The sequence below is a fragment of the Streptomyces sp. NPDC001513 genome, assembly GCF_042894695.1.
Classification (GTDB): Bacteria; Actinomycetota; Actinomycetes; order Streptomycetales; family Streptomycetaceae; genus Streptomyces.
On record NZ_JBIAVU010000001.1, the window covers coordinates 385,400 to 407,010 of the forward strand.

Annotated in this window: 18 protein-coding genes and 1 pseudogene; 12 read left to right on the forward strand and 7 right to left on the reverse strand. The window is 73.6% G+C overall.

Annotated elements, in window-relative coordinates:
* Window positions 1–91 precede the first annotated feature (91 nt).
* From ACFYZ4_RS01885 to ACFYZ4_RS01910, 6 genes are all read left to right on the forward strand, one after another.
* A complete protein-coding gene (locus ACFYZ4_RS01885; protein WP_351286737.1) occupies window positions 92–1,438 on the forward strand; it encodes a CHAP domain-containing protein in 1,347 nt (448 codons plus the stop codon).
* Window positions 1,439–1,483: 45 nt separating this feature from the next.
* The gene (locus ACFYZ4_RS01890) at window positions 1,484–1,942 is read left to right on the forward strand and encodes a hypothetical protein (protein ID WP_351286738.1); all 459 of its coding nucleotides are present in this window, start codon (window positions 1,484–1,486) and stop codon (window positions 1,940–1,942) included.
* 306 nt (window positions 1,943–2,248) lie between these two features.
* A complete protein-coding gene (locus ACFYZ4_RS01895) occupies window positions 2,249–2,929 on the forward strand; it encodes a restriction endonuclease (RefSeq protein ID WP_390782709.1) in 681 nt (226 codons plus the stop codon).
* A 534-nt stretch (window positions 2,930–3,463) separates the two neighbouring features.
* The gene (dhaK, locus tag ACFYZ4_RS01900) at window positions 3,464–4,468 is read left to right on the forward strand and encodes a dihydroxyacetone kinase subunit DhaK (RefSeq protein ID WP_384347321.1); all 1,005 of its coding nucleotides are present in this window, start codon (window positions 3,464–3,466) and stop codon (window positions 4,466–4,468) included.
* A 50-nt stretch (window positions 4,469–4,518) separates the two neighbouring features.
* A complete protein-coding gene (gene dhaL / locus ACFYZ4_RS01905; protein WP_390782710.1) occupies window positions 4,519–5,133 on the forward strand; it encodes a dihydroxyacetone kinase subunit DhaL in 615 nt (204 codons plus the stop codon).
* A complete protein-coding gene (locus ACFYZ4_RS01910) occupies window positions 5,130–5,561 on the forward strand; it encodes a PTS-dependent dihydroxyacetone kinase phosphotransferase subunit DhaM (protein WP_390782711.1) in 432 nt (143 codons plus the stop codon). The genes dhaL and ACFYZ4_RS01910 overlap by 4 nt, the downstream gene beginning before the upstream one ends.
* A 77-nt stretch (window positions 5,562–5,638) precedes the next feature.
* Here ACFYZ4_RS01910 and ACFYZ4_RS01915 read toward each other — a convergent pair whose 3' ends face one another.
* Complete coding sequence (locus tag ACFYZ4_RS01915) at window positions 5,639–6,031, reverse strand: RNA-binding S4 domain-containing protein (RefSeq protein ID WP_351286745.1); 393 nt, start codon at window positions 6,029–6,031, stop codon at window positions 5,639–5,641.
* Between the two features lie 134 nt (window positions 6,032–6,165).
* On the opposite strand from ACFYZ4_RS01915, the gene ACFYZ4_RS01920 reads away from it, so the two are divergent.
* From ACFYZ4_RS01920 to ACFYZ4_RS01930, 3 genes are all read left to right on the forward strand, one after another.
* Window positions 6,166–6,561: a helix-turn-helix transcriptional regulator gene (locus ACFYZ4_RS01920; protein ID WP_351286746.1), complete on the forward strand. Its 396-nt coding sequence runs from the start codon at window positions 6,166–6,168 to the stop codon at window positions 6,559–6,561.
* 176 nt (window positions 6,562–6,737) lie between these two features.
* The gene (modA, locus tag ACFYZ4_RS01925) at window positions 6,738–7,550 is read left to right on the forward strand and encodes a molybdate ABC transporter substrate-binding protein (protein WP_351286748.1); all 813 of its coding nucleotides are present in this window, start codon (window positions 6,738–6,740) and stop codon (window positions 7,548–7,550) included.
* Window positions 7,551–7,689: 139 nt separating this feature from the next.
* On the forward strand, window positions 7,690–9,660 hold the full coding sequence (locus tag ACFYZ4_RS01930; RefSeq protein WP_390782712.1) for an ABC transporter permease: 1,971 nt from the start codon (window positions 7,690–7,692) through the stop codon (window positions 9,658–9,660).
* An 82-nt stretch (window positions 9,661–9,742) separates the two neighbouring features.
* Here ACFYZ4_RS01930 and ACFYZ4_RS01935 read toward each other — a convergent pair whose 3' ends face one another.
* On the reverse strand, window positions 9,743–11,812 hold the full coding sequence (locus ACFYZ4_RS01935) for a SpoIIE family protein phosphatase (protein WP_351286752.1): 2,070 nt from the start codon (window positions 11,810–11,812) through the stop codon (window positions 9,743–9,745).
* Window positions 11,813–11,971: 159 nt separating this feature from the next.
* On the opposite strand from ACFYZ4_RS01935, the gene ACFYZ4_RS01940 reads away from it, so the two are divergent.
* Window positions 11,972–12,895 carry a S41 family peptidase gene (locus tag ACFYZ4_RS01940; RefSeq protein ID WP_351286753.1) on the forward strand — a complete coding sequence of 308 codons (924 nt, stop codon included), beginning with the start codon at window positions 11,972–11,974 and terminating at the stop codon, window positions 12,893–12,895.
* Window positions 12,896–12,907: 12 nt separating this feature from the next.
* Here ACFYZ4_RS01940 and ACFYZ4_RS01945 read toward each other — a convergent pair whose 3' ends face one another.
* Window positions 12,908–13,573 carry a response regulator transcription factor gene (locus ACFYZ4_RS01945; protein ID WP_351286755.1) on the reverse strand — a complete coding sequence of 222 codons (666 nt, stop codon included), beginning with the start codon at window positions 13,571–13,573 and terminating at the stop codon, window positions 12,908–12,910.
* 75 nt (window positions 13,574–13,648) lie between these two features.
* Complete coding sequence (locus ACFYZ4_RS01950) at window positions 13,649–14,860, reverse strand: histidine kinase (protein ID WP_351286756.1); 1,212 nt, start codon at window positions 14,858–14,860, stop codon at window positions 13,649–13,651.
* A 126-nt stretch (window positions 14,861–14,986) separates the two neighbouring features.
* Between ACFYZ4_RS01950 and ACFYZ4_RS01955 the strand changes: the two genes are divergently transcribed.
* The gene (locus tag ACFYZ4_RS01955) at window positions 14,987–15,226 is read left to right on the forward strand and encodes a hypothetical protein (protein WP_351286757.1); all 240 of its coding nucleotides are present in this window, start codon (window positions 14,987–14,989) and stop codon (window positions 15,224–15,226) included.
* Between the two features lie 420 nt (window positions 15,227–15,646).
* Here the strand turns inward: ACFYZ4_RS01955 and ACFYZ4_RS01960 are convergent.
* Window positions 15,647–16,891: pseudogene (locus ACFYZ4_RS01960) on the reverse strand (DUF6777 domain-containing protein); the annotation flags it as partial.
* A 93-nt stretch (window positions 16,892–16,984) separates the two neighbouring features.
* Here ACFYZ4_RS01960 and ACFYZ4_RS01965 point away from each other — a divergent pair.
* Window positions 16,985–18,283 (forward strand): streptophobe family protein, encoded by a 1,299-nt coding sequence (locus ACFYZ4_RS01965; protein WP_390782713.1) that lies wholly within the window; start codon window positions 16,985–16,987, stop codon window positions 18,281–18,283.
* An 86-nt stretch (window positions 18,284–18,369) separates the two neighbouring features.
* Here ACFYZ4_RS01965 and ACFYZ4_RS01970 read toward each other — a convergent pair whose 3' ends face one another.
* Both ACFYZ4_RS01970 and ACFYZ4_RS01975 read right to left on the reverse strand, forming a co-directional pair.
* Window positions 18,370–19,044 carry a hypothetical protein gene (locus ACFYZ4_RS01970; RefSeq protein ID WP_390782714.1) on the reverse strand — a complete coding sequence of 225 codons (675 nt, stop codon included), beginning with the start codon at window positions 19,042–19,044 and terminating at the stop codon, window positions 18,370–18,372.
* Window positions 19,045–19,050: 6 nt separating this feature from the next.
* The gene (locus ACFYZ4_RS01975) at window positions 19,051–21,453 is read right to left on the reverse strand and encodes an FHA domain-containing protein (RefSeq protein ID WP_390782715.1); all 2,403 of its coding nucleotides are present in this window, start codon (window positions 21,451–21,453) and stop codon (window positions 19,051–19,053) included.
* Window positions 21,454–21,611: the final 158 nt, after the last annotated feature.

Consider the following 21,611-nt stretch of genomic DNA (forward strand, 5'->3'; position numbering starts at 1 on the left):
TCTGCCGTGCACCTGGAGAAAACCTGGACCGGCCTACGACAGCCTTCGGTCATCGAGACCCAACGGGGTCCTGACCGACGGAGGTTGACTGATGCTCACCCCATTCCACACCCGGACGCGTCGACTCGCGGCCACCGCCCTCGTCACCGTGTGCGCCGCCGGCGCCCTCGCGGTCGCCCCGCAGGCCACGGCCGCGCCGCCGGTACGAACCGCCGCCCGGTTCGAGGCACAGGCCGGGTCCGCCGCGACGGCGGCCCCGGGCAGCGGAGCCCGGATCGCGGAGGTGGCGCTCGCCGAACTGGCGAACCCGCACGGTTGCACGTACTACTCGGGGAACGGGAGCTGCCCCCCGTGGTGCGCGGTCTTCGCCAGATGGGTGTGGCGCACGGCCGGGGTGACCGATCTCAACCACCTCGACCCGTGGGCGGACAGTTTCCTGAACTACGGGGACGACCGGCTCTTCGGTACGCCGCAGGTCGGCGACGTGGCCGTCTACGACAAGCCGGGCCGGGAAAACGACCACGTGAACATCGTCGTGGCCGTGTCGGCGGACGGGTCCAGGATCAAGACGGTGGGCGGCAACGAGAGCGGCCGGGTCGAGTCGTACAACGGCGGCCAGTTCTTCGACTGGCGGCAGCAGGGCCCCGCGGGCCCGGTGAGCAAGTTCGTCCGGGCCCGAGGCGCCGACACCGCGCCTGCCCAGCCGTTCGGCGCGGGAGTGCGCGAGGTCATGGGCGACTGGGACGGCGACGGGGTCGACACTCCGGGGATCTACCGGGGCAACCGCTTCGCGCTGCGGAACTCCAACAACGCCGGGTACTCCGACATCGACTTCGGGTACGGCAACGGCGGGAACTGGATACCGATCGCCGGCGACTGGGACGGCAACGGCAAGGACGAAGTGGGTGTCTACATCCCGGAGTCGGGCACTTTCGCCCTGCGCTCCAACACCAACCCCGGCCAGGAGATCACCACCTCCTTCCGGTACGGCAACGGTGGGGACTGGCTGCCGCTGGTCGGTGACTGGGACGGTGACGGCAAGGACGAAGTCGGCGTCTACATGCCGCAGTCGGGCACCTTCGCACTGCGCTCCAACACCAACCCGGGCCAGGAGATCACCACCTCCTTCATGTACGGCAACCCCAACTGGGTGCCGACCGCCGGTGACTGGGACGGCAACGGCAAGGACGAGGTGGGTGCGTACAACCCGCAGTCGAGCACGTTCGCACTGCGCTCCAACACCACGCCGGGCCAGGAGATCACCACTTCCTTCATGTACGGCAACCCGTACTCGCTCCCGCTGGCCGGTGACTGGAACCGCGACGGCAAGGACGAGGTCGGCGTCTTCTTCCGGGAATCTGCCGTTTTCGCGCTGCGGTCCAACACGGTCCCCGGGCAGGAGATCACCAACGCCTTCCAGTACGGCAACCCCCGCTGACCACGCCACGAGAGACGATCCGGGCGAGAGAGAGACGGAATGAACATGAACACGATGAAGAAGGGCCTGCGCAGGGCCGTGGTGACGGGCGGCGCCATGGCCGCGATGCTCGGCGCCTCACTCGCCGCGGCTCCACAGGCCGCCGCCGGCGGCTGCTCCTCCTGGTGGGAGCCTTGCGGTGTCGCCGAGAACCGTACGTCTTCCACGATGGCGACCACCGAAACCCTGAACGAGGGCCCGGACTGGTGCGACGTGTGGAACGCACCCGATCTCGGCTGGCACATCCGCTGCACGCAGAAGTCCCTGGGACCCGGGGGCACCCGGGGTGGGGGAACCGTCGACGTCGACGCGTTCACGTTCCCGGGCACCCGCTACTTCGTGATGATGTACGACGGCACCACCAAGTGGCTGGACCCCGGTGTGTGGACGAAGTTCCCCAGCAACCGGAAGGCAAGCTGTCGTGACGACTGGTCCATGGGCGGCCCCGTCTGCAGCGTGAACTAGTACGCGCCGGCCGACCGGTCCGTGGCGGGCAGCGGACCGGCCACGTCCAGCACCCCCGGCCCACGGTCCCGGTCCCGAGGCTGCCGCTGACCGGGGAAAGTCCCGGTCCCCTCGGACCGGTTTGGATCCGGCGATCGCGATCAGACGAGGGGAGGTACACCGGGACCGCCACCCGGACGATGCGCGATCCGTGCGGGGTGGCGGGAGAGCCCGCGCGGAGGCGCGATGCTCGTGACGAGTGAAGAGGGGGCCCGCATGACGCCATCGGGAAGGCAACGGCGCGATGGGGGCGTTGGCGTAGCGTCGATGGGGCGGGACGTCGTGTTGGCGGTGGGACTGGTGGGGATCTGCCTGGGCGGGGCGGCCGTCTTCGTCAAGGCGGCCGTGGAGACGGGCCGCGTACCGGTGCTGCCGATCGTCACGGTGCTCGTACTGGCCGCCGGAGCGGCACTGGCGCGGTGGAGCGTCGCTCCGGGCCTGCGCCGCTCGCCCGTGCGGCAGCCGGGTTCGCGCGGGCCGGCCGAGCCGGAGGCCGGCTGTCTGCCCGAGGTGGACTCCGGCGCCCTGGACCACACGGCGGTGGACGCCGACGGCTTCGAGCACACGGTCGCCGCACTGTGCGCTCGGGACGGCTGCCCGCAGGTGGAAGTGGTGGGCGGAGCAGGTGACTTGGGGGCCGATGTGATCGCCACGACGGCGGACGGACTGCGCGTGGTCATCCAGTGCAAGCACTACGGCGAGGGCAACCGGGTCGGTTCCCAGGACCTCCAACGCTTCGGCGGCACCTGTTTCGCCGTCCACGAAGCCGATGCGGCGATCGTCGTGACCACCAGCGGCTTCACCGCTCCCGCCACGGAGTACGCCGCAGCCTGCGACATCGTCTGCGTCGACGGCGACGGCCTGGCCGCCTGGACGGAGTCGCTGATACCGCCTCCCTGGGAAACCGCCACGGCGCGGGCGCAGGAAGTGACGGAGGCCGGCGCCTAGCGCTACGAGGTTCGCCCGTGCGGGCAACAACGCGGGGCCACCCCACAGTTTGGCGCGAGAGTCCCGGGGCACACGACGTGGCATCACGATGCGTCACACCGGGAGGGCTCATGTCCGGACTATTCGCCAGGATCAAGCAGTTCGGCCGCAGCCCGAAGGGGCAGCGGACGATTGCCTCGGTACGGCGTGCGGCTTCCGACCCGCGCAGGCAGGAGCAGGCCCGAGGAATACTCAGGCGCCTTCGAGGCAGGCGCTGACCTCGGCCCACCGAGGAGCAGGACGAACAAGAGGGCGGGCGGCAACGGCGTCCGGATCGTGCGGGCTTGGGCTCCCAGCACCCGGCGCGCGACTCCGTCCGTGACCGGGACTCCTCGTTCGGCCCACGAGCGAGCCTGAGGGTCGGCAGCAGCTCGACCTGAGTCCGGTGCCACGCCCGAGACCCCCGTCTGCCTGTCGCTGCCGGGTGGGTGCCCTAACGTCGAAGCGAACGGTTCGCAGTCGGCACGACACCTGACGGGTCACCGGGAGATACGCATGAGGATGCTGATCAACAGTCCGCAGACCGTGGTCGCCGACGCCCTGCGGGGGATGGCGGCCGCCCATCCCGAGCTGGACGTCGACGTGGAGCGGCGGGTCGTCGTACGGCGCGACGCGCGGGCCGGCGGGCGGGTCGGGGTGGTGTCCGGGGGCGGGTCCGGGCACGAGCCGCTGCATGCCGGGTTCGTGGGGTACGGGATGCTGTCGGCCGCGTGTCCCGGTGAGGTGTTCACCTCCCCGGTGCCCGACCAGATGGCGTGGGCGGCCGGGGCCGTGGACTCCGGTCAGGGGGTCCTCTTCGTCGTCAAGAACTACACCGGGGACGTGCTGAACTTCGACATGGCCGCCGAGCTCGCCGAGGAGGACGGCCTGCGGATCGAGCGCGTCCTGGTCAACGACGACGTCGCCGTGACCGACAGCCTGTACACGGCCGGGCGGCGCGGCACCGGGGCCACCCTCTTCGTCGAGAAGATCGCCGGCGCGGCCGCCGAGGAGGGGGCGCCGCTGGAGCGGGTCGCGGCGATCGCCCGCCGGGTCAACGCCTCCTCGCGGAGCTTCGGGGTGGCGCTGAGCGCCTGCACCACACCCGCCAAGGGCAGCCCGACCTTCGATCTGCCGGACGGGCAGCTGGAGTTGGGCATCGGGATCCACGGCGAGCCGGGCCGGGAGCGGCGGGCGATGATGCCGGCCGGGGAGATCGCGGAGGTCGCGGTGGGCGCCGTACTGGAGGAGCTGGCGGAGCTGGGCCCGGCCGAAGGGCCGGTGCTGGCGCTGGTCAACGGGATGGGGGCGACGCCGCTGCTGGAGCTGTACGGGTTCCACGCGGAGGTGGCCCGGGTGCTGGCCGCGCGGGGTGTGCGGGTGGCGCGCACCCTCGTGGGGAACTACGTCACCTCGCTGGACATGGCGGGGTGTTCGGTGACGCTGTGCCGGGCCGACGAGGAGATGCTGCGGCTGTGGGACGCGCCCGTCCAGACCGCGGCGCTGCGGTGGGGCCGCTGACCGTAAGGTGGCGTGGGACCGGCCTGACTGATGCGAGGCGAGGAGATCCGGTGCGCGACGCAGACTTCTTCCGGCGCTGGATGGCGGCCACCACGGCCGCGGTCGAGCGGGAGGCGGACCGGCTGACGGAGCTCGACTCCCCCATCGGGGACGCCGACCACGGCAGCAACCTGCTCCGGGGGTTCACGGCGGTGCTCCCGGCTCTGGAGGCGCAGGGCCCGGCGGCGCCGGGCGAGGTGCTGCAGCTGGCCGGCAGGACGCTCATCTCTACGGTCGGCGGCGCGTCGGGGCCCCTGTACGGGACGCTGCTGCGGCGCACCGGCAAGGAGCTCGGCGAGGCGGCCGAGGTCTCCGACGCGGAGCTGCGCGAGGCCCTGCACGCGGGAGTGGCCGCGGTGGCGCAGCTGGGCGGGGCGGCGCCGGGCGACAAGACGATGCTGGACGCGCTGGTGCCGGGGGTGGCCGCGCTGAGCACCTCGTACCGGGCGGCCGCGGACGCGGCGCAGGACGGGGCGCTGGCGACGGTTCCGCTGCAGGCGCGCAAGGGCCGGGCCAGCTACCTGGGCGAGCGGAGCATCGGGCACCAGGATCCGGGCGCGACCTCGTCGGCGTTGCTGCTGCGGGCGCTCGCGGACGTGGCGGAGCCGGGCGAGGGCGCGCGATGACCGGCCCGGAACCGAGTCGGGGTCCGGGCGCGGCCCTGGTGGGCATCGTGCTCGTGTCGCACAGCGCGCTGGTCGCGGAGTCGGTGGCGGAGCTGGCGCGCGGCCTGGCGGCGGGCGGCCCCCTGGCCCCGGTGGCCGCGGCGGGCGGCACCGCCGCCGACGGGCTCGGCACGAGCGCGGAGCGGATCGTCGCGGCCGCGCGGGAGGTGGACCGGGGCGCCGGGGTCGCGCTGCTGGCGGACCTGGGGAGCTCGGTGCTGACGGTGAAGGCCCTGCTGCTGGACGACGAGCTCCCGCCGGGCTCCCGGCTGGTGGACGCCCCCTTCGTGGAGGGCGCGGTGGCCGCCGTGGTGGCCGCGTCCAGCGGTCTCCCCCTCGGGGAAGTGGCCTCGGCGGCCACCGAGGCGTACGCGTACCGCAAGACCTGACCCTCAGAAGGTCAGAGGGTCAGGGTTCCGCGCCCGGCTCGTACCGCCGTACAACCGTGCAGCCGGACCGCCGGAGGCTACGGACGGCCGCGCAGGGATTCGATCTCGCGGCGTTCGCGCTTCGTCGGGCGGCCCGCGCCGCGGTCGCGGATGCCGACCACGGCGGCCTCCACGGGGGTCGGCGGCGGCGGACTCTTGTCGATCATGCATTCGGCGGCGACGGGGGCGCCCACCCGCTTGGACACGGGCCGCTTCACCACCACGATCCGCTCGCGCCCCGCGTGGAACAGCCGTACCTCGTCACCCGCGCGCACGGCCTGTGCCGGCTTCGCGCGCTCCCCGTTGACCTTCACATGGCCCGCCCGGCAGGCGGTCGCCGCGATCGAGCGGGTCTTCGTCAGACGCACGGACCAGATCCACGCGTCGACCCGCACCGTGCCCGATTCCGTTCCCGATACCTCATCAGCCATGCCCCGACTCTAGCGACGCGGACGGGGCGGAGCGGAACGACTTTTGGCAGATACACCAAGAGGCATGGCATCTGCCATAGAGATGAGCCCAACAGAATTGCAAACGCGCCACACGTGCGCCTACCTTGTCGCACATGCAGTCCTACACCATCGGGCAGGCGGCACGTCTGCTGGGCGTCAGCCCGGACACGGCGCGCCGCTGGGCCGACGCGGGCCGGGTCGTGACCCATCGCGACGAGGCCGGCCGTCGCCTGATCAACGGCCGTGACCTGGCGGCCTTCTCCGTCGAGGTGGGCCAGGGCGCACACATCGAGGACGGCGAGCCGTACACCTCGGCACGCAACGCCTTTCCCGGCATCGTCACCGCCGTCAAACTCGGCGACGTGGCCGCCCAGGTCGAGATCCAGGCAGGTCCCCACCGTCTGGTCTCGCTGCTCACCCGTGAGGCCGTCGAGGAGCTCGGGCTGGAGGTCGGCATGCAGGCCACCGCCCGCGTGAAGTCCACCAGCGTGCACATCGACCGCACCTGAAACCCGGGACGGCCCCGCCCGCGGTCCCCGCGGTCCCCGCCGTCCACCGCGGTCCCCCGCACCACCCGCTCAGCACCACCGCACGTCCCCACCCGCTCCGCCCGTCACCGGCGCGGGTCACCACCGCGCGGAACCGGCACCTGCCGGCCGCCGACCCGACCGAGGAGCTCCTGCTCATGTTCCCGACCCTGACCCGCCGCCGTGCCGCGGCCGCCGCACTGACCGCCGCCCTGCTCGTACCGCTGGCCGCCTGTGGCAAGGCCGACGAGAAGCCCGCCGCCGGCTCCACGCCCGGCTCGGCCTCGGCCTCCGCCGAGCCCAAGGCCGCGAACCTCACCGTCCTCGCCGCCTCCTCCCTCACCGACGTCTTCAAGACGGCGGGCGAGGCGTACCAGAAGTCCCACCCCGGCACGAAGATCACCTTCTCCTTCGCCGGTTCGCAGGAGCTCGCCGCGCAGGTCAAGCAGGGCGCCCCGGCCGACGCGCTGGTGACCGCCGACACCAAGACCATGGACGGGCTGAAGGCCGAGACCGGCGAGCCCACGATCATCGCCAAGAACCGCCTGGTCATCGCCACCGGCAAGGGCAACCCGTTCAAGGTCGACGAGCTCAAGGACCTCGCCGACACCAAGCTCAAGGTCGTGCTCGCCGCGCCCGAGGTCCCGGTCGGCCGCTACAGCAAGCAGATCCTCGACGCCCAGAAGGTCGAGGTGAAGCCGGTCTCCCAGGAGCCCAACGTCCGCGCCGTGCTGAGCAAGGTCGAGCTGGGCGAGGCCGACGCCGGCCTCGTCTACAAGACCGACTCCGCCAAGTCCGGCGACAAGGTCGTCACGGTGGACATCCCGGACGAGCAGAACGCCGTGGCCTCCTACCCGGCCGCCACGCTGAAGCAGTCCAAGAACGCCGAGGCCGCCGCCGCGTTCGTGGCCTGGCTGAGCACCCCCGAGGCCCAGAAGATCCTGCAGGACGCGGGCTTCCAGAAGGTCTGAGCGCCGCCGGCGTCCGCATGACGAGGGGCTGTCTGGTCCGGGGGGACGGGCAGCCCCTCTCGGCGTGCCCGCGCGAGTCCGTCCGTACCGTCCGTACCGTCCTTCCCCCGCCGTCACCCCTCCCCAGCCAGGAACGCCCATGAGCAGACTCCGCACCCGCACCCGGCCCCCGCTGACCCTGGCCATCCCCGCGCTGCTCGCCGTCGCGTTCCTGCTGATGCCGCTCATCGGCATCCTCGTCCGCACCCAGTGGGGCGAGCTCGGCACCCATCTCGGCAGCCCCGGCGTGGTCGAGGCGCTGAAGCTCTCGCTCCTGGTGTCCCTGTGGGCCCTCGGCCTCTCGCTGCTCCTCGGCGTACCGCTCGCCTGGCTGCTGGCCCGCGTCCCCTTCAAGGGCAAGGCGCTGGTCCGCTCCCTCGTGCTGCTCCCGATGGTGCTGCCGCCGACCGTCGGCGGTGTCGCCCTGCTCCTCGGCTTCGGCCGGCGCGGGCTGCTCGGGCCCTGGCTGGAGGACGCCTTCGGGATCACCCTGCCCTTCCACACGTCGGGCGCGGTCGTGGCGGCCACCTTCGTCGCCATGCCGTTCCTGGTCATCAGCCTGGAGGGCGCCCTCGGCGGGCTCAAGCAGAGCTACGAGGAGACCGCCGCCTCGCTCGGCGCCTCGCCGGTCCGCGTGTTCTTCACGGTGACCCTGCCCATGGTGGCCCCCGGCCTCATAGCCGGAGCCGCGCTCACCTGGGCCCGGGCGCTGGGCGAGTTCGGCGCGACAATCACCTTCGCCGGGAACCTGCCCGGCACCACCCAGACCCTGCCGCTCCAGGTGTACCTGCTGCTCCAGGACCAGCCCGAGGCCGCCACCTCCGTCTCGCTGCTGCTGCTGGCGATCGCCATGGCCGTACTGATCGCCCTGCGCGGCCGCTGGACGGGGACCCCGGTGGCCGCCCGCGAGGCGGTCGCCACGCCGCCGGTCCCGGACGAGGCGCCCGGCGCCGTGCCCGCCGCCGGGCGCGCCCCGGAGACGGCCGCACGGCCGGAGTCCGCGCCGGAGCCGGCGCCGGCGCCGCAGGAGACCGGCCACTGGCCGCTGCACGCCACCGTCACCGGCTTCAACCAGCTGACTCTGGCTGCCGAACCGGGCACCACCATCGCCGTCGTCGGTGAGAACGGCGCCGGCAAGACCACCCTGCTGCGGGCCCTGCTCGGCCTGACCCCCCGGGCCCACGCCGACCTCCGGCTCGGCGACGCCGACGTCACCGCGCTGCCCCCGCACAAGCGGCAGGTCGCGTGGGTCCCGCAGGACGGTGCGCTGTTCCCGCACCTGAGCGCCCTGGCGAACACGGCGTACGGGCTGCGCGCGCACGGGGTACCGCGCGCCGACGCCCGTCGCGAGGCGCAGGCCTGGCTGGACCGGCTCGGCGTCGGGCACCTCGCCCAGCGCAAGCCGGCCCAGCTGTCCGGGGGCCAGGCCCAGCGGGTGGCCCTGGCCCGCGCGTTGGCCGCCCGCCCGCGGCTGCTGCTGCTCGACGAGCCGCTGGCCGCCCTCGACCAGACCACGCGGGCCCGCGTCCGGCACACCCTGCGCACGCACCTGGCCGGCTTCGGCGGGGTCTGCCTCATCGTCACGCACGATCCTGTCGAGGCGGTGTCGCTGGCCGACCGGGTCCTCGTACTGGCCGAGGGCCGCACCCTCCAGGACGCGCCGCCCGCCGAGGTGGCCCGGCACCCGCGCTCCCCGTGGGTGGCCCGCATGCTGGGGCGCAACGCCTGGCCGGGCATCGCGTCGGCGGACGGGCTGGCCCTCGCCGAGGGCGGACGGCTCGTCGTCGCGGAGGCGCTGCCCGAGGGGGCGCAGGCGCTGGCGATCATCGCCCCGGAGGCGGTGTCGGTGCACCGGGACCGCCCGGCCGGCAGCCCCCGCAACGTCTGGCCGGGCACCGTACGGGAGATCACCGCGGTCGGCAGCCGGCTGCGCGTGCTGATCGCCTCGGCCGATGCGCCCGACCTGGTCGCGGAGATCACCCCGGAGGCGGCGTCCGAGCTGGGCCTCGCCGACGGGGCCGAGGTGTGGACCAGCGTGAAGGCCACCGAGATCACCCTCGTCCGCCTGTGACGGCCTGACGGCCGGCCGGGCCTGGCGGGCCGGACAGCCCTGAGCAGCGGTCGGCCGGACGGCCCTGGCGGCCGGCCGGTGCTCAGCCCGCCTGTTCCGGCGCGTCCACGGCGAACTCGCACCACACGCACTTCCCGCCGCCCCGGGGCTCCACGCCCCACTCGTCCGCCAGCCGGTCCACCAGCATCAGGCCGCGCCCCGACACCGCCCAGTCCCCCGCCTCCCGCCGCCTCGGCAGGGCGCTGCTGGAGTCCTCGACCTCGACGCGGATCCGGCCCTGGGCCGTGAGCCGCATGCTGACGTCGCCGCCGCCGTCCGTGTGCACGAGGGCGTTGGTCATCAGCTCGTCCGCCGCCAGTTCGATCTCGTCGACCCGGTCCCGCGCTCCCCAGGCGGCCACCGCCGCCCGGATCAGGTGCCGGGCCAGCGCCGGCGCCTCCGTGTCCCCCGGTTCCAGCCGCTGGCGCAGCGGACCGCCGCCGCGCGCGCCGGGCGTGCCGCGGCGGCGCAGGACGAGCAGGGCCATGTCGTCGCCCCCGCCGGAGTCCCCGACCAGGTCACACAGCACGTCGGCGAGTTCCTCCACGTCGACCGGGCCGCTGTGGACCGCGGCCATGAACTCCCGCATGCCGGTGTCGTGGTCCGCGCCGGGGCGTTCGATCAGGCCGTCCGTGCACAGGACGAGGGTGTCCCCGGGGTGGAGCTCGAGACTGGTGACGGGGTAGCCGGTGCCGGTGCCGGGCTGTTCGCGGGCCGGCAGCCCGAGCGGCAGCCCGCCCGCCACCTGGATCCGGTGGCAGCTGCCGTCGCCGCGCCGGACGACCGGGTCGAGGTGGCCGGCGCGGACCATCCGGATCATCCCGGTGGTGAGGTCCACCTCGGCGTACGTGCACGTGGCGAACCGTTCCGTCTCCAGTTCGCGCAGGAAGGCCGAGGCCCGCGCCATCGCCGCCGCCGGGGTGTGCCCCTCGACGACGTACGCGCGCATCACGATCCGCAGCTGCCCCATGACGGCGGCCGCGTCCGTGTCGTGCCCCTCGACGTCGCCGATCATCACCCCGACCCGGCCGTCGCCGAGCGGGATCACGTCGTACCAGTCGCCGCCGATGTCCTGCCCCATCCGCGCGGACCGGTAGCGTACGGCGATCCGCGCACCCGGCACCTCCGGGATCCGGCGGGGCAGCATGGCCCGCTGGAGCCCTTCGGCCAGGTCGTGCTCCTGCTCGAAGAGGATGGCGCGCTGGAGGCCCTGCGCGACGCCGCTGCCCAGTGCCATCAGCAGGTTCCGCTCCTCGGCGGTGAATTCCCCCTCCCGCGTGTAGAGCAGCCCGAGCGCCCCGATGGGCCGCCCCTGGGCGATCAGCGGCAGGTAGACCCCGCTGCGGACGGACAGCGGCTCGATGTACGGCCACAGCTCCGGGTAGCGGCGCTGGAACTCCTCGCGCGAGACGAGGAAGACCGGCTGCATGGTGCGTACGGCCTCGCTCATCGGGAACCGCGCGTCGATCCGCGTGTACTCGATCTCCGGTACGTACGAGCCGAGCTGCCCCTCCGCGACCAGGTGGATGCGGCCTCCGTCGACGATGCCCAGCATCACGCTGACCGCGCCGAGGTGCCCGAGGGCCTGGGGGTCCTTGAGGACGTCGGTCACGTCGTTGACGGTGCGGGCGTGGGCGAGGATCGCGGTGGTCCGCTCGACGACTCCCGTCATCCGGGCCCGGCCCTCGGCCTGCTCCCCGGCAGCCCCGGGCTCGCCCGGGTCGTGGGCGGCGTCGCGCAGGATCCCGATGACGCGGTACGGGCGCCCGTCCGGGTGCCGCAGGATGTGGCCCTGGATGTGGGTCCAGGCCGGCGCCCCGTCCCGGCAGCGGGTGCGGACGTAGGCCCCGTAGTGGCTTCGGCCGTCCTTGATCGCCTGCGCTACGCGGGTGTCGAGGCGGGCCTCCTCGGCGGGGGCCAGCCGCACCCGCAGCCCCTCGGGGGTGCCGTTGTACTCGTCCGGGCGCAGGTCGAGGACCTCGAGGGCGGTGGGATCCAGATGCATCCGCCCGCTGTCGAGGTCCCAGTCGAACGTGCCCATGCGGTTGAGCGCAAGGCTCGTATCGGGCCGCGCGGGCCAGTCGACCTCGGGGTTCTTTCCCCTGCGGGCCATGCAGCCAGGGTCTCACTCTCCCCCGCCGGTGTCCCCGTGGGACACGGCCACCCCACGGGACCCTCCGGGTCGGCCGTCCTCCCCCGCCGGTCCGAGGCGCCGCGGTACGCGGAAAATCCCGTTGGTCGGCGGCCTGTTGGCCGTCTAGCATGACCCGCCATGCCTACAAACGAACAGATCATCGAACAGGCCCTGGACCGGATCGGTGCAGGCTACGTCTTCCCCGAGAAGGCCGTCGTCATCGAGGCCGCGATCCGCGGCCGGCTCGCGGCGGGCGCGTACGAGGGCCTGGACGCGCCGACCCTCTGCGAGACCGTGACGGCGCACCTCCAGGAGGTGTGCCCGGACAAGCACCTGCGCCTGCTCTGGACCGAGGAGCCGCAGTCCCTGGAAACGGAGGACGAGGACGGCGGGAAGGCCGCCTTCCTCAGCCTGCTGAGGGAGCAGAACCAGGGCGTCCGCCGCGTCGAGCACCTCGAAGGCAACATAGGGCTCATCGAGATCGGGCTCATCGCCACCGCCGTCGAGGGCGCGAGCGTGATCGGCGCGGCCATGCAGCTGGTCGCGGGCAGCTCCGCGCTCGTGCTGGACCTGCGCGGCTGCCGCGGCGGGGCGCCGGAAGGGGCCGCGATGTGGTGCAGCTACTTCTTCGGCGACGACCAGGTGCACCTGAACGACATCTACGACCGCACCACCGACACGACCCGCCAGTACTGGACGTCCGGGCACCTGCCCGCGCCGCGCTACACCGACCGCCCGGTCTACGTGCTCACGAGCGAGACCACCTTCTCCGGCGGTGAGGACGTGGCGTACACCCTGCAGGCCCAGGGCCGGGCCGTCGTCGTCGGTGCGACGACCCGCGGCGGCGCCCATCCCACGGCCCGCCACGCGGTCGACGCGCACGTGCTCGTGACCGTGCCTGCGGCCCGGAGCATCAACACGGTCACCGGCACCAACTGGGAGGGCGTGGGCGTCGTTCCCGACGTCAAGGTCCCGGCGGACCAGGCGCTCGACACCGCGCTCAAGGCCGCACTGCGGCAGGCGGAGGAAGTGGCGCAGCCGGGCGGCGGCACGGCGCGCTGACGCCGGCCCGCCTCACCCGGGCGGGTCCTGCGGGCTCGCGTCATGGACCAACAGGGCGATCTGGACGCGGTTGTTGAGGTCGAGCCGGGTCAGGACCCGTGACACGTGCGTCTTCACCGTGGGCAGCGCCAGGTGGAGTTCCCGCGCGATCTCCGCGTTGGACAGGCCCCGCCCGACCGCCAGGGCCACCTCCCGTTCCCGTTCGGCCAGCAAGGCCAGCCGGGCGCGGGCGGCGGCCACCCGGTCGTCCTGCACTGAGCCACCCGCCACCTGGTCGATCAGGCGGCGGGTGACGGCCGGGGAGAGCACCGGGTCCCCGGCGGCCACCGTCCGGATGGCCGTCACGATCTCCTGCGGGGGCGTGTCCTTGAGGAGGAACCCGGCCGCGCCGGCGCGCAGCGCCCGCAGCACGTGCGCGTCGGTGTGGAAGGTGGTCAGGACGAGGACCTCCGGAGCCCCCGGCCGCGCCCGCAGCGCCTCGGTCGCGGCCAGCCCGTCGACACCGGGCATCCGGATGTCCATCAGCACCAGGTCGGGTGCGTGGGCGGCGACCAGTCCGGGCACCTCCGCCCCGTCGGCGGCCTCGGCGACCAGCTCGATGTCCGGGGCCCCGCCCAGCATCAGGCGCAGCCCGGCCCGGACGATCGCGTCGTCGTCGACCAGCAGTACGCGGATCACCCGCGCCTCCTCCCTCGTCCCCGTCGGCCCGGGCCTTCGTCCCTTTGCCCTCGGCCCTCGGCCCTCGGCCTTCGGTCAGCCCTGCCAGGGTAGCCAGGCGTGCACCCGGAACCCGCCCTCGGCGGGGGCGGCCGTCAACTCCCCGCCCGCGAGCCGGGCGCGTTCCGCCAGGCCGATCAGCCCCTGCCCGCCGCCCGCACCCGCCCCCAATTCCGCACCCGCTTCCGCACCCGCTCTCCCGAGGGCTGCCTCCGTGCCCGGAGCCCGATCCGGCCCGGGCGGCGGCGCGTTGCGCACCTCCACCGTGAGCCCGTCCCCCGGCCCCCCGGCCACCCGTACGTCGACGGCCGCGCCGGGCGCGTGCTTGCGTACGTTGGTCAGCGCCTCCTGGACGATCCGGTACGCCGTACGCCCCACCAGGGGCGGCGGCTCGGCCTCCGCGGGCGGCCCGGCCAGCTCGATCCGGCCGCCCGCAGCCCGCGCCTCCGCCACCAGCCGGGCCAGGTCCGCCAGTTCCGGCTGCGGCCGTTCCCCCTCCGCCGGCCCCGACCCGGATCCCGCCCGCAGTACGCCGATCACCTCGCGCAGATCGTGCAGGGCCAGGTGGGCGCTCTCCCGCATCACCCCGGCGGCCCGTTCGATCTCGGCCCGCGGGGCGCCCGGGTTGAACTCCAGCGCGCCCGCGTGCACGCTCAGCAGCGACAGCCGGTGGCCGAGCACGTCGTGCATCTCGCGGGCGATCTCCTCCCGGACCTCCATCCGCGCCCGCTCCGCGCGTGACTCCGCGTCCGCCTCGGCCAGTTCGGCCCGCTCGCGCAGGGAGGCGATCAGCTGCTGCCGGGACCGCCGGAACAGCCCCCAGCCGATGGATCCGGCGATCAGGGCGAAGTACGTCACGGCCGAGCCCGCCCGCTCCTCGGGCATGTCCGCCAGCTGCCACAGGAAGACGGGCAGCGGGGCGAAGGCCAGCGCAGCCACCCACGCCGTGGCCTTCCACGGCCGGCTCGCGGCCACCGTGAACACCGCCACCATCGTCGGACCGGTCAGATAGTGCGCCTGGCTGCCCGCCAGCAGCAGGACCACGGCGAGCTGGACCGGCCAGCGCCGCCGCAGCAGGACCGCTGCGCACCCCAGCCCGCCGACCACCTGGTCGGCGGCCCGCCATCCCGGACCGAGGTCCTCCGCCACCGGGACGGACTGCGAGCTGATCGCCGCGAAGCAGGCGGCGAAGAGGAAGAGCCCCAGGTCGACGGCCCAGTCCCGGCGGGTTCGGTGGATGCGGCGCATGTCTGCGGAATCTACGCGGGCCCGCCCACGACGGGACCCGCCCGCCCCGGATCGGATACTTAAGTACGAGCGCCGAGTGCCCTAAGGCCGATCCGGTGGCCGGCGCCCGGCTCCTACCGTCGGAGCATGACCTCCTCCACCCCGAAATCCCCCCTGGCGGCCGTCACGGGGCTGCTCGCCTTCGTCCTCGTCGTCGGCGGCGCGAGCGGTCTCCTGCACGAGTGGCTCGGCTGGATCCACTTCATGGGCTTCGTCCGTTTCCTCGTCCCCGACGGCTACGAGATCTACGGCTACGTCGTCATGCTCGTCCTCGGCCTCGCGGTGGGCGCGGCGGGCGACGCGCCGACCCGGCGCAGCCGCGCCTGATCCGGCACCCGGCTCCTGGTACGCCAGGTCACGCGAGTGCACCGCTTCGCCCGTTCGGGTGAAGCGGTGCACTCCGGGGTGCCGCTGAAGGCTGTTGTCGGGCTACTCGGACTGGTTGCCCGGGACCTCCTGCTGCTGTTCCTGCTGCTGCTGCTCCTGCTCCGGCTTTGCGGGCGTCGGCGCAACCGGGGTCTCGGGCCGCGCCGGGGCCGCTGACTCAGGCTTCGTAGACGTCTCCGGGGTGGTCTCGGGCGTCGTCTCCGGCGTGATCTCCGCCGACGCCGTCGTGTGCGTCTCGGTCGGCGTCGCGGGCGTGGGGGTCTCCTTCTCCGTCGGTGTCGCCGACGTCTTGGTCTCGGTCGGCGTCGCCGACGTCTTGGTCTCCGTGGGCGTCGGCGTCGCCGACGTCTTGGTCTCCGTGGGCGTCGGCGTCGGCGTCGGCTTGGACTCCGTGGGCGTCGGCGTCGTCTTGGTGTCCGTGGGCGTCGGCGTCGTCTTGGTGTCCGTCGGCTTCGGGGACGTCTTGGTGTCCGTGGGGGTCGGGGACGTCTTGGTGTCCGTCGGCTTCGGGGACGTCTTGGTGTCCGTGGGGGTCGGGGACGTCTTGGTGTCCGTCGGCTTCGGGGACGTGTGGGTACCCGTGGGCGTCGGGGCGGTGCGCGTCCCCGTCGGCTTCGTCGGGATGATCGTCGGCGTGTGGATCGGCGGCGGGGGCACCGGCCGGTCGGGCTTGCCGTGGTGGCTGCCCTTGTCACGCTCGTACCAGCTCCGGTTGTGCTGGTCGTAGATCACGATCTTGTGGACCACGGTCGGTGCCGGTGCGATGACCACCACCTTCTGCGGCTGGTACGAGGACCACGTCTGGCCGAAGCGCTTCGGGTCGGCCTTGAGCGCCACTGGCGGACCGAGCGGGTTCCCGCAGGCGCAGCGCACCCGCGGCACCCCTCGGTCGTCCACCAGCACGGCCGTCCCGGCCTGCAGTACGGCCTGGTAGGCGTTGAGCTTGCCGTTCTGGTAGCCGTGGTTCGTGACCCGGGTGTCCATCCGCAGCTGCACCGAGGTGAGCGAGCGGAGGAACGCGGGGACGGCCTGCGGCTGGATGCCCTGGGCCGAGGCGAACGCGGCGTTCTTGGACGGGTCCGCGGACAGCGACCCGATCAGCTTCTCGACGTCGCAGCTGGCGGTGTCCCTCGTACCCCCGTACACGCCCGGCGCGGAGCCGCTGATGCTCCTGGTGCCCGTCGTGGTGCCCGCAGGCGAGCTGGGGGGCTTGGAGCCCGTGGGGCCCGTGGGGGACGCCGCCGGGCTCTCCGGCGGCGTGTCCTGGGTGGTCGCGACCGACTCGGTGAACGGGTCGGGACCCGTGGCGGCGGCCGGCTGGAGGAAGACCTCCCCGCCGGCGTTGTCGGTACCGCTGGGCCGGGTCAGTACGACGGCCAGGGCGACGACCGCCACCACCGCGACGAGCACCGTGGCCAGTCGGGGAACGGATCGCCACCACGGCCCCTTGTCAGGGCCGCCGGGCCCGCCCGGCGGGCCCGGCGTGGGCGGAGCGGACGGGGGCGGGGGTGGCGGCGGCCCTTGCTGCCCGCCCGAGAGCGGACCGGAAGGCGGCCCGCTGGGGCGCTCTGACGAGGGCGGCCGGCCGGAGGGTTGCGTGGTCACGGGCTCTTCTTCCCAGGAGGAGGGAGTTCCCTGCGGACCATTGTGTGCGCCATCCGGGTGGTGCCCGCAAGCCGAGGGTGCCACGGTTGCAGGATGAGCCGGATACCCAGATCACCATCGTCCGGGGTCTCCGCGAGGGCATGGAGAGACGCCCTCGTCGCCGTCGTGGCGGGGTTCGCCGTGATGACCGCGGTCGCCGCCGCCGGGCTGGCGTGCGCGGGCGCGGGCGATCTGCCGGGCGGCGCGTTCCCCCGTGTGGTCGCCGCAGTCGTCGTGATGGCGGCCGGCGGTTCGCTGGAGGTGTCGGGCAGCGCCGGTCCCGTGGCGGGGGCGGACGTCAGCCTGTCGGTGATCCCGCTGTCGGTGAGCCTGGCCGGCGCCCTCACGGCCGGCTCCTGTTTCCTGCACCCCCTGCACAACCGGGCGGTGGCCCGGCCCCGCGAACTGATCGGCCGGGCCCTGCCGTTGGTGGTCCTCTGGCTCCTCGCACTGACCGGCGCCGCGCTCCTGGCCCGGCAGACCTTCGGCCTCTCCACCGCCGACTCCCCGGCCGGGGTGATCGCCGAACTCATCGACTCCGCCCCGACGGTGGGGTTCCGCGCCGACCTGCCCGCCACGCTCCTCTTCGGACTGCTGTGGATCCTGGGCCTGTTGCTGATCGCCCTGCTGGTCTCGCGCCGCGCCCCGCTCCCGGCCGGCCTGGTCCGCTTCCACGCGGCGCTGCGCCCGGCCGCCTTCGCCACGATGCTGCTGCTCCTCGCCTACGTCGTCCTCGGCATCGGGGTCGGCCTGGTGGTGGCCGCGACCCAGGGCCATGCCGCCCGGACCTTCGCCGTGATGCTGCTCGGGCTGCCGAACCTCGCGTGGCTCGCCTTCACCCTGGGCTTCGGCGGCGCCTGGGAGGGCCGGGTCGACGGCCCGTTCGGGCTGCCGATGCCGCAGCTCCTGGACCAGGTGCTGCGCGGCTCGGAGCCGGCCACGGTGGACGTGGCCTCGCTCGCGGCGCACGACTCCCGGGCGTGGTGGCTGGTGGCCGTGGCCGCCGTCCTGCTGCTCGGCACCGGCGTGCTGGCGGCCGTACGGTCCCCCGCCCACGTCCGGCCCTGGCAGCACGCGCTCCACCTGGGCGTGGCCCTGGCCCTGGCGACCCTGACGGTCTGTCTGCTCGGGCGGATCCAGGCGCAGTTCGGCCTCTCCCTGCTGGGCATCGGCGAGGTGGACGGGCTCGGCGGCACGGTCCTGCTGGATCCCGTCCTGTGGCGCACGGTCGGGCTCGCCCTGCTGTGGGGTGGGGTGGCGGGCTTCCTGGGCGCGCTCCTGGCCCGCCCGCTGCACCGCCGCGGCCGCGTCGGCGAACCTGCCGCGGCACCGGCCGCGCCCGGAGTCCCGTGATCGCCGAGTGCCGTAGTCGCTGAGTCCCGGGTTCGCCGGGTCCCGGGTTCGCCGGGTCCCGGGTTCGCCGGGTCCCTGGATCGTGTTCAGTCGGTCTCGGGGTCGTGCGTGTGCACGATCCGGGTGGTGTCGTGCTCCGCGTCAGGCTCGCGGGCCTCGTCGGCCGGGGCCGGTGGCGGGGCCGGAGGTACGCCCGATCCCGCGCTCACCTGTGTGGGTGTCGGCGGCGCGGGCGGTGGCTGCGCCGGCGGTTCGGGCGAGGCCCCCGGTGCCGCCACGACCGCGAAGGTCGTCAGGCGGCTCTCGTCGCCGTACAGCCACTTCCCCGCCGTCACGTCGTAGACCCACACGGACTCCCCGTCCACGACGACCCCGGCCCGCAGCCCCCGTACGGTCCGCCGGAAGGAGTCGGCGTCCGTCCTGCCCGAGGCGAGCTCGTCCACGGCACGCCGGTAGCGCTCCAGGGCCTCGGCGGCGCGCGTGAGCTGCGGCCGTGCGTCCTCCGTACGGGCGAGCGGCCTGTCGGCCGTCGGCGGGGGCTGCGGCACCGACACCAGGAGCCGGCCGTCCACCCAGGCGGACCAGCCGTTGGCGCACAGGACCTCGCCCCAGTCGCCGCGCCGGGACAGCAGCTGTACCGGGAGGAAGCCGTCGAGCGGCACGGTCGGGCGGGACACGTCGGGGCTCTCCCAGGCGGGAAGACCCTCCTGGGGGACGATGTGGGTGGGCCGGAAGTCCTCGCCCGGACCGGGGCTGGTCATGGGCGGCTACTTCCTCATGACCGCGGGCTCGGTACGGCGCAGCATCCGGGCCACCAGCACGATGAACAGCACGGACAGGGCGAGCAGCATCCCGATGTCGAGGAGCCACAGGCTCGCCTTGTGATCGAACATCGGGTCCTGGGTGATCTTGAGGGGCACGATCGCGCCGAGGTCGGTGGTGCTGGCCATCGCGCCCATGGCCCACCGGGCCGGTACGAACCAGGCCAGCTGTTCGAGGACGGGGACGCCGGAGAGTTTCAGCAGGGCGCCGCAGAAGGCGGCCTGGACGATGGTGAGGAGGACCAGCAGGGGCATGGTGGCCTCCTCCTTGGTCACCAGGGCGGAGATCACCAGGCCGAGCAGCATCGAGGTGAACGACAGCAGGGCGACGGCCAGGATGATCTCGATCAGCGGCGGCATGAAGATCCCCTTGCCGCCGGGGGCGTTGGTGTCGACTCCGGCGAGGCCGACCACGGTGAGGACCACGGCCTGGGCGATGGTGAGCACGCCGAGGACCACCACCTTGGACATCAGGTAGGCCGACCGGGACAGCCCGACGGCGCGCTCGCGCTGGTAGATGACGCGTTCCTTGACGAGTTCGCGCACCGCGTTGGCGGCGCCGGTCAGGACTCCGCCCAGGACCAGGATGAACAGCGCGTTCAGGCCCGTCTCGGCCGTGAGGGCGCTGCCGGCCAGCGCACGGGCCAGACAGCCCATGACGAACGGCAGCCCGATCATGATGGCCAGGAAGGTGCGGTCGGCGCCGAGCACGGCGGTGTACCGGCGGATCAGGGTGGAGAGCTGGGAGCCCCAGCTCTGGGCCTTGGGCGGCGGCTGCGGCACGGCGCCGGACGCCCGTGCCGCCTCCCCCGCGGGAGGGGGCGGGGACCTTCCGGCGGAGACGTCGACGTAGCGGCTCTGCAGCGGTGAGGCGCGGTACTGCCCGGCCCAGTCGCGGTTCTGGTCGTTCTCGAACGCCTCGTAGGCCTCGGGCCACTGCTCGAAGCCGAAGTATCCGAGGGCCTTCTCCGGAGGGCCGAAGTAGGCGGTGCGGCCGCCGGGGGCGAGGATCAGGAGGCGGTCGCAGACGTCGAGGTTGAGCACGCTGTGGGTGACGACGATGACCGTGCGGCCGTCGTCCGCGAGGCCGCGCAGCATGTGCATCACCGAGCGGTCCATGCCGGGGTCGAGGCCGGAGGTGGGCTCGTCCAGGAAGAGCAGGGAGGGCTTGGTGAGCAGCTCCAGGGCGACGGACACGCGTTTGCGCTGGCCGCCGGAGAGGCTGTGGATGGACTGGTCGGCCCGCTGCTGGAGGCCGAGTTCGCCGATCACCTCCTCCACCCGGGCCTGGCGTTCGGCCTTGGCGGTGTCCTGCGGGAAGCGCAGTTCGGCGGCGTAGCCGAGGGCGCGCCGCACGGTGAGCTGCGCGTGCAGGATGTCGTCCTGGGGGACGAGGCCGATGCGGCGGCGCAGTTCGGCGTAGTCGCGGTAGAGGTCGCGTCCGTCGTAGAGGACGGTGCCCTGGTCGGCGGGGCGCAGTCCGGTGAGCGCGCCGAGCAGGGTGGACTTGCCGGCGCCGCTGGGGCCGACGACGGCGAGCAGGCACTTGGCTCCGACGGGGAAGGAGACCCGGTCGAGGAGGATCTTGCGGCCCTTGTCGACGGCGACGGTGAGGCCCTGGACGTCGAGCGAGACCTCGCCCGTGTCCACGTACTCCTCGAGGTGGTCGCCGACGAGGCAGAAGGCCGAGTGGCCGATGCCGACGATGTCGCCCTGGCGGAGGGGGGCGGCCCGGCGGTCGAGGCGGGTGCCGTTGAGGTAGGTGCCGTTGTGGCTGCCGAGGTCGGCGATCTCGTAGCTGCCGTCGGCGAGGGCGCGGAGTTCGGCGTGCCGGCGGGAGACGGTGAGGTCGTCGATGAAGAGGTCGCTCTCCGGGTCGCGGCCGATGCGCACGGCGGTACGGGCGAGCAGCGGGCGTACGGTGGTCGGCCGCTGGAAGGTCCGGGACAGCGACGAGACCCCCGACGGCCGGGCGGCGTGCGCGGCGTCCGGCGCGGCGGAGGGCGGAGTTTCGGCCGGCGGGGGCGGCGGGGGACCGACGAGGACGGCGCGCGGGCCGTCCTCCGCGTCGCCGAACCGCAACTGGCTGCCGACACCGACGCTCCATTCGTGGACGCGCCGGCCGTCGGCCCAGGTGCCGTTGGTGCTGTGCTCGTCCTCCACCGTCCAGTGGTCGCCCTCCGGGCGCAGGACGGCGTGGTGCCAGGAGACCCTGGCGTCCTCCAGGCAGATCTCGCAGAGCGGGTCCCTGCCGACGTGGTAGGTCCGGCCCGGGCTCATCGCGACGGAGCCCGTGTCGGTCACCAGGACGAGCTCGGGTGCGGTCGGCACACCGGGGCGCTGGACCATGAGCAGATTTTCCCATGAACCCGCCCGCCCGGCAGTGGCCCGGCATCATTGCAGGTCAGAGGCCCCTTATGGGTAATGACAACGGTCCCCGTTGCAGCCTTTGCCGATCTCGCCGGGGTGCGCTTCACTTCACGCGACGGATCCGAACACACGGGTGC